Origin of the sequence: Methanoregula sp. (assembly GCF_002835825.1) — an archaeon.
Taxonomy (GTDB): Archaea; Halobacteriota; Methanomicrobia; order Methanomicrobiales; family Methanospirillaceae; genus Methanoregula.
On sequence record NZ_PIZH01000724.1, the window covers coordinates 1 to 1091 of the forward strand.

A 1091-nucleotide genomic window follows, 5' to 3' on the forward strand; every position below is an offset into this window, starting at 1 on the left:
AATGCATTGTTTCGTGGGAGGACAACAGCCCGATGCGGAACCGCAGGAAAGCATGCTCTGCCTTCTTGTCGCACAGCCGGAAAACATCAGCAACATGAACCTGATGGTGATAAAAAAGATCCTGGATGCACAGTGCACGCCGCTTATCGTATCGGTGAACAAGCCCTACAAGGTCCTTGCCAAAGTATATTTAAAAGAAGGGATCAGCCCGGAATCGTACTATGTCATCGACGCAGTTACGCAGTATTCAGGTGGCGCCACCCCGCCAATTCCCCGCGTAAAATACGTCAACACCCCGGCAAACCTCACGGATCTCGGCATCGCAATCACCGAAGGATTGAAGCAGATGCCACAAGGCAGAAAATGCATCATCTTCGATTCGGTGAGTATGCTCCTCATCCATATCCCTTCTGCAACCGCTTCGAAGTTCCTGCACTTTGTCGTGAACAAGCTCCAGCTTTCGGATGTATCCGGGATCTTCCTTTCCGTTGAAAAAGGTCTCGACCCTGTGGTGATGTCGCAGATGAGCGCGTTCGTAGACCACATCATGGACTACGATCAGGCACAGAAAAACCCCTGCCTTTTTTGACCCTGATTTCCCTCATCAGGCTTTTTTCCGGCACAGGTCGACGAAATGCCTAAACATCCCGGCACTCGCCACCGGGTGCAGGTGCGTGTAACTCCCCAGCGTTTGTGCGACAACCGCACCGTCAAGATTTTCGTGGATCCCAACGCCCCGAGAGAGCGTGTACGCGTACCGGGTCTCCTTCTCCAGCAGGACTTCTGAGTAGTGGAATGCGTGGCCGCGGAAGGATGCCACGCCAACCGGAGAATCCGGGGCGCTCGTCCCTTCCACGTACGTGACAACACGTCTGGCCGGCATCCGTGTCTCGCCACGGAACACCCCGCACATTTCCCCGGACTGCTCCGCGTCCGACCCCTGCCAGCCTTTCTGTAACACCATCCGGTCCGTGAGATCCATCAGCCCTCCGCACTCCGCGTACACGGGCGTGCCGTTCCGGTGAACCTCGCGAATGGCCGCCCGCGTACCGTGTGTGGCTGCGGGGTCCCGCCAGGAAAGCGCGGGGTAG

General features: G+C 56.7%; 1 protein-coding gene and 1 pseudogene. One reads left to right on the plus strand and one right to left on the minus strand.

Annotation, left to right across the window (positions count from 1 at the left end; translation table 11 throughout):
* Positions 1–589 (plus strand): hypothetical protein (locus tag CW742_RS14715; RefSeq protein ID WP_292421682.1); only part of this gene is annotated, 589 nt, incomplete at its 5' end.
* 15 nt (positions 590–604) lie between these two features.
* Here CW742_RS14715 and CW742_RS14720 read toward each other — a convergent pair.
* Positions 605–1091 (minus strand): annotated as a pseudogene (locus tag CW742_RS14720) (Ni-sirohydrochlorin a,c-diamide synthase); the annotation flags it as partial.